Below are 6,070 nucleotides of genomic sequence, written 5' to 3'. Positions count from 1 at the left end.
TGAGAAGGAGAGAGAGCGAATTCGACGGAACGGAAGGAGTGCAATTGCCAAACAGAACTACACTGAGCGTGCAAAATTTATGTTATCGGCCTTACGAAAGAAGGGACTTCTAAAGTGAATCCTGATCGTAGGAAGGTGTGGAATCGGCGAGTAAAAGTAGCTTATCTTACTTTTGATGATGGTCCTTCAAAAAACACGAAACAAATTTTGGATATTCTGAGACGCTATGGGATTAAAGGAACCTTTTTTGTATTGGGAAAAGAAACTCCTTACGGATTGAATATGTATCGAAAAATAATCAGCCAAGGTCATGTGTTGGGCAATCACACTTATTCTCATGACTATGCCAAGATCTATGCGAGTAAAAAAGGCTTCTTTCAAGATTTTGACCGTTTGGAGCGGCTGCTTATAAAGTCTGTTGGATTCAAACCACGATTATTTCGGTTTCCAGGAGGCTCCAACAATCGGCTGATTCCCAAAAAAAGGTCTCCCAGCCTAATACGGTCTATTAAAGCCGAGTTGAAATCTAGAAAATATAGATATTGCGACTGGACGATCGATTCGCTGGATTCTTATCCTATCCGGCTGTCTCCTAGACAAATTTCAGATCATGTGCTTAACGAAAGCCGGATAAGCTCCAGTTGCATCATATTGTTTCATGATTTTGCAGACAACAGCACCGCTGCCTTGCCTGTTATTATCGAGGGCCTAAGAAGGCAAGGGTTCAGGTTCGGGGTGTTGTCGCTCAAATCATACAATTTTCAAATCCCGGAGGGTCAATAATGAAAGTTTTATTTCTAGAGAACCACCCGATGTGGATCCACGGGCTCCCGAATGGATTCAGGGATCTAGGGCACAAAGTGAAAATTTCTGGCACTCTGACGAAAAATAAGCTGCCTCATCTACTCAAAACGTTTAAGCCGGATCTAGTTATCAGCATGGGATGGACTCCTGAACATGCGGAGTATAAGCAATATTGGATGCGCAGATACGTAGCATCAACAAAAATTCCGCATGTGTACTGGGCCACGGAAGACCCTACTCACCATGAATCTTTTACCCTTCCTTATGTGCGTACGGTCAAGCCCGATTTCGTATTTACCATCTGTCGCTCCATGGTTAGAAATTATAAAAAAATGGGGATACAGGCCGCTCATATGGATTTTGGATACCATCCAAAGGTGCACAAAGAATGTAAGGCTGTTAAGGGTTTTAAACGCGATATTGCCGTAGTGGCTAACGGATATTCCCGGATCTTAAAAATATACCCCAAACATTTCGGCATTAAATCGATCAGACATCTCATTCGTCCTTTAATCCAAGACGGTAAAAGAGTCGATTTCTGGGGGAAACAATGGGAGTCGATGAAGCCTATTCTTGGAAGCCGTATTCCACGTAAATGGATACACGGTTATTTGCCTTATCCCGATGCCCATAAAGTATATAACTCGGCGAAGATTGTTATCGGTCCTCAGAATCAGCTCACTCAGGTAACCCAAAGAACCTATGAAATTCTTGGATCGGGAGGTTTCCTTGTTACAAGTGATACACCTGAAATACGCAGGTTATTTAAACCAGGTAGGGACCTTGTCGTTTCCAACTCGGCGAAGCAGACCCGAGACCTGGTTGCCTATTATCTAAAACATCCCGAAGAGCGCGAGAGGATTCGGAAACAAGGTAAACTAGCGGTCAGGAAGCATAGCTACTCACGTCGTGCCCAGTATATGATTCGGCAACTGCGAAAGTATAAGATCATTTAAAACACTAACCGGCAAGGAGGAGCCTTCCCGAAATGGATTCGTGGGATGTTCTATATCGCGTAGAGACGAAAAAGAAAGTGGTTGCTTTAACATTCGATATCGCTAACGGACATAAGGTTCCTCTGCGTATGCTATCTCTGCTGAAGGAACACGGCGTCCATAAAGCGACCTTCTTCATTACAGGCATTTGGGCTGAAACCCATCCGCAAATTGCAAGAAAAATTCAGAAGAAGGGCTTCGAGATCGGCTCTCATGGCTACAGGCATAAAGATTATAGGTGGCAAAATAACGCTTGGATTGAGCAAGAGGTTAATAGGGCCGGCAAAGCTATTTTTCAGGCGACAGGTATAAGGACGAGGCTGTTTCGCCCGCCAGGCGGGGATATGAACCCGCGTGTAGTCCGTAAGCTCCGCACTTTGGACCAGTTGATAGTACACTGGGATGTGGACTCTTTGGATTGGAAATTGACAGACATCTCTATGATTGTGAGAAGGGTTGTACCCTACGTGCGTGGAGGTTCAATTATACTGCTACATGCTTGCGACCCCTGGTATCAAAGCTTAACTGCGCTGCCGTTGATTGTAAGGAAACTACGAAAGAAAGGTTTCCGATTTGTCACAGTTTCGGAATTGATGAGGTTGCAGCGGCTAGAACACGCGGCAAGAGGTGGTTTGCGATGAAGGTGAAGGGGAAATTCAATACCCGTTATGAATCGGAAGCAGTATCGGTGATTACCTGCACGAATCGTCCTAACTACTTCAAACAGCTGCTGACTAACTATACTCGTCAGAAGTATAAAACCAAAGAACTGATTATTATATTAAATAACGACTCAATGAACTTAGCGAAATATCAGAGCATGTGCAAATCACGAAAAGATATCTCGATTTATCAAAGGCCTGCGAAGAAAGAGCTGGGCTCTTGTTTAAACGATGCAATCCGTAAGGCCCGTTATGAATTTATAGCAAGGTTTGACGATGATGACTACTATTCGCCGTATTATTTAAATACGATGATGGATGCGTTAGTCAAATCTAAAGCCGATATCGTGGGAAAAAGAGGGTGTCTTGTCTATTTAGAAGCGGATTCCGGGCTATTTCTTCGTTATCCGGAGGAGCAAATGCGTCATGTGAAGCAAGTTTCGGGTGCAACACTGCTATGCCGTAAGCAGATATTCAATAAGGTTCGATTTCGTTCCGTATCACTGGGAGAAACCGTAGGATTTTTGAAACGCTGCCACAATAAAGGTTTCCGAATATATTCAGCGGATTGTTACCACTATGTCATTCAGCGACGTGCCGAAAAGAAGAAGCATACCTGGAAGATTAGCGACCAAAGATTAAAGTCTCAAAGCAGGAGGATCAGGCTCTGCGGCTCGGATTACAGACGTTATGCCGTGTACAAGGACTAGGCAAATACATGACGGCCGATCCTCATTTTAGGCTTTAATCTTCGTATCCATTGGGAAGTTGATTTATCTGGGTTAAAAAATAAAGGCAGCCTTTAGTCGGATCCTTCCCATTTAGAGCGTCTCGTGCAGCCTTGTAGGCGATTAAATTGGGTTTTAGCCAAAAGCGTCCATCACCGATTACAGCAAAAGCGAGAGGCTCGATAATAACCCTCACCAGCGTATTTGGAAAATCGGAAGATGTGAGACGATTCAGTACGACGGCTCCAACAGCAACCTTACCGTTATAAGGTTCTCCCACAGCTTCGCTGTAGATCACTCTGGCAAGCAGATTCAAGGTAACATTCCCTTGCGTCAACTGCTTTAATCGTGGAATTGTTTTACGGGTGAGTTTGCCGGATGAGTGGATATGGAAGTCATGCTGGAAGGCTAGGAGCATGGCTTTCAATGACTTACCTTCATACCCTAATAGTGATAAACGCTCGCGAAGGTCCACTATTATGCCTCCTTTAAACAATTTTAAAATGTGATGAATGGGTGGGTGCTAGTGTTCCTGTCTCTATTATGTATATGCATCGATATAGAATTGGTTTGTCAACAATGACCTATTAAAGGCTCCTAAGGAGGGATAACATGCGTAAACCCATCATAGCCATTACGGGTAGCGCAGGGAAAACGACCACCAAAGAGATGCTTGCTTCGATTCTCAAACAGCGGTGGAAGACCTTTAAATCGTTTGAAAACGGCAACGACACCTGGTATACCTCCCAGTACAAGAAGCAAATCAGATCAGCGGATCAGGCAGTTGTACTGGAATATGGGATGAAGAAGAAAGGGGATATCACAAAACACTGCCGATTGATTAAACCGTGGATAGGTATCATTACAAATGTAGGTAAAGCACATATCGGGCACTTTAAGAACGGTCTGAGGGGAATAGCAGCCGCAAAATCTGAACTGATTCACGAAATGGATCCTTCCGGTGTTCTATTTATAAACCGGGATGATAAGAACTCCAGATTATTGCAGGTCAAAGCATTTAAGGGGAAGGTATTTACTATTGGAATATATGGTCCAGCAGATTACCGTGCAGTGAAGGTAACTTATACAGCTAGCGGCGCTAAATTCAGTATTCGGCTTAGAGGAAAGATGAAAGTGTTCTATATTCCATGCTATGGGGAATGCAATGTATATAATGCTCTTTTCGCAATAGCCGTATCAAATCATCTGGGATGCAGTGTCTCCCAAATCAGAAAAGGTTTGAGACGGATGGAGATGCCGTATGCACGCTTGTCAATAAAGAAGATGGCTAATCGAATAACCATCATTGATGATAGTTTTAATACCAAACCTGAATTAGATCCTGCTGTGAATGTTTTGCAGCACCATGGGTGGGGTAACCGTCGGAAAATAGCCGTATTGGGCGATATTCAGGACCTTGGCAAATACGCAAAATCCATTCATCTTGCACAAGGCCGCAAACTTGCAAGGAAAGGGTTGGACCTGCTTTACACATATGGAAGGCATTCCAGATATTTAGGAATTGGGGCAATGAAATTGGGTTTGCCGCGTGATAAGTTTAAGCATTTCACAAACGTCGCTGATTTAAAAGGACAACTTTCTAAGCAACTTCGGCCGGGAACTGTTTTTTAGTAAAGGGATCAACAAACGGGCACAAAGTTAAATTGATGCATGTAGTTGAATGGATGCTTCAAAAAGCTTAAAAATGAAGAAGATTTGGGCATAGCCTTCTTGCGCAGCGGTGTAAGAAGGCTTTGTTGTATGGGGGACTTTGGCTCTGTCAAGATCATGCAAACTGCCGGGTGTGTGGGACCCTTATTTCAAGATAAGGGGAAAACAAGGGGATACTTGGAGACGATTACCACCGCCTGTATGTAAGACGACATGAACATACACGCTTAAAAGCCGCGTAATAGTGGCTTTGTTTGTTTTAACGATATATGTTCTTGTCAAAACCCGACGTATCGTTTGCCGAAAAAGATAAGACCAGGTATGGTTAGCCGTAATAGATACGGATTCTCATTACAGATGCAGTTTTTAGCATTTTATAATACATGCAATATCACTTTCTTGACTTGACAACAAAATACTTACACCATAAACTTACAATGTAAACTTATGGTGTAAGTATTTAGGTACAAACAACACAAGGAGAAGTATATATGGAAAAAATAGATCGAAAACGATCTCTAACTCGGGAAAAGGTACTAAAAGCTGCTGTACAATTGATTGATCAAGAAGGTTTAGAAAATTTTAGTATGCGGAAACTGGGATTAGCATTAGGCGTTGAAGCAATGTCCCTTTATAATCACATCGCAAATAAAGAAGAGTTGTTTGATGGAGTTATTGAATTTCTTTTATTACAAATACCATTCCCAGAAACATCAAATTCGTCGCCGTATGATGATTTATGGGTATTTGCACATGATTTTCGTAATGTCCTACGTGCACATCCACGTGCACTGCCTTTGTTTGCATCACGTCCATTACGAACTCCTGCATCCCTGTCCATTTTGGAACGTCTCCTTGCTACTCTCCAACGTGCAAATATATATGGAGCTCACGCGATCTATGTATTAAATGGTATGGTTGGTTTTATTATTGGTCATGAGCTACTTGATGTAGGTTCAGTCCTTTTTTCCGGCATGAAGCCAGAAGGGTCTGATTCAAAATTGTGGCAAGATATTCCCGGAAACAAGTACCCCATTCTACATAAATTGATGTCAGACCTTGAATACGGGAATCCAGATCAACAATTTTCCTTTGGTTTACAAGCACTTTTGAAAAGGTTAAATGAGTAGATGACTCAGCTTTCAGTATTCCACCCCAAAAATATCACTAGAGAGATTTGATTTTGAATAATGGCGTTGCTATTAACCTC

General features: G+C 42.6%; 7 protein-coding genes. 6 read left to right on the top strand and 1 reads right to left on the bottom strand.

The annotated features are described in order from the left end of the window. The first annotated feature begins 114 nt into the window (after positions 1-114). The 4 genes from CPT76_RS35315 to CPT76_RS35300 are packed head-to-tail and all read left to right on the top strand — an operon-like array spanning position 115 to position 3,171. Entirely contained in the window at positions 115-783 is a 669-nt protein-coding gene (locus CPT76_RS35315) for a polysaccharide deacetylase family protein (protein WP_181153250.1), read from the top strand. Beyond that, a complete protein-coding gene (locus tag CPT76_RS35310) occupies positions 783-1,760 on the top strand; it encodes a CgeB family protein (protein ID WP_105446206.1) in 978 nt (325 codons plus the stop codon). The genes CPT76_RS35315 and CPT76_RS35310 overlap by 1 nt, the downstream gene beginning before the upstream one ends. Positions 1,761-1,792: 32 nt before the next feature. After that, positions 1,793-2,440: a polysaccharide deacetylase family protein gene (locus tag CPT76_RS35305; RefSeq protein WP_105446205.1), complete on the top strand. Its 648-nt coding sequence runs from the start codon at positions 1,793-1,795 to the stop codon at positions 2,438-2,440. Continuing rightward, positions 2,437-3,171 (top strand): glycosyltransferase family 2 protein, encoded by a 735-nt coding sequence (locus CPT76_RS35300; protein WP_105446204.1) that lies wholly within the window; start codon positions 2,437-2,439, stop codon positions 3,169-3,171. The genes CPT76_RS35305 and CPT76_RS35300 overlap by 4 nt, the downstream gene beginning before the upstream one ends. A 34-nt stretch (positions 3,172-3,205) precedes the next feature. On the opposite strand, the gene CPT76_RS35295 is transcribed toward CPT76_RS35300, so the two are convergent. Further along, positions 3,206-3,664: a cell wall hydrolase gene (locus CPT76_RS35295; RefSeq protein WP_105446203.1), complete on the bottom strand. Its 459-nt coding sequence runs from the start codon at positions 3,662-3,664 to the stop codon at positions 3,206-3,208. 137 nt (positions 3,665-3,801) lie between these two features. On the opposite strand from CPT76_RS35295, the gene CPT76_RS35290 reads away from it, so the two are divergent. Then, entirely contained in the window at positions 3,802-4,821 is a 1,020-nt protein-coding gene (locus tag CPT76_RS35290) for a UDP-N-acetylmuramoyl-tripeptide--D-alanyl-D-alanine ligase (RefSeq protein WP_105446202.1), read from the top strand. Between the two features lie 530 nt (positions 4,822-5,351). Then, positions 5,352-5,990, top strand: coding sequence for a TetR/AcrR family transcriptional regulator (locus tag CPT76_RS35285; protein WP_105446201.1), 639 nt, complete (start codon positions 5,352-5,354; stop codon positions 5,988-5,990). Positions 5,991-6,070 lie beyond the last annotated feature (80 nt).

The organism is Paenibacillus sp. AR247, from assembly GCF_002968895.1.
Taxonomy (GTDB): domain Bacteria; phylum Bacillota; class Bacilli; order Paenibacillales; family Paenibacillaceae; genus Paenibacillus_AQ; species Paenibacillus_AQ favisporus.
This window is presented reverse-complemented; position numbering and strand designations above follow the sequence as displayed.

Excerpts from the sequence above, each read along its gene's own strand:
- CPT76_RS35290 (WP_105446202.1), top strand. The coding sequence starts at position 3,802 with ATGCGTAAACCCATCATAGCCATTACGGGTAGCGCAGGGAAAACGACC.
- CPT76_RS35285 (WP_105446201.1), top strand. The coding sequence starts at position 5,352 with ATGGAAAAAATAGATCGAAAACGATCTCTAACTCGGGAAAAGGTACTA.
- CPT76_RS35310 (WP_105446206.1), top strand. The coding sequence starts at position 783 with ATGAAAGTTTTATTTCTAGAGAACCACCCGATGTGGATCCACGGGCTC.
- CPT76_RS35300 (WP_105446204.1), top strand. The coding sequence starts at position 2,437 with ATGAAGGTGAAGGGGAAATTCAATACCCGTTATGAATCGGAAGCAGTA.
- CPT76_RS35305 (WP_105446205.1), top strand. The coding sequence starts at position 1,793 with ATGGATTCGTGGGATGTTCTATATCGCGTAGAGACGAAAAAGAAAGTG.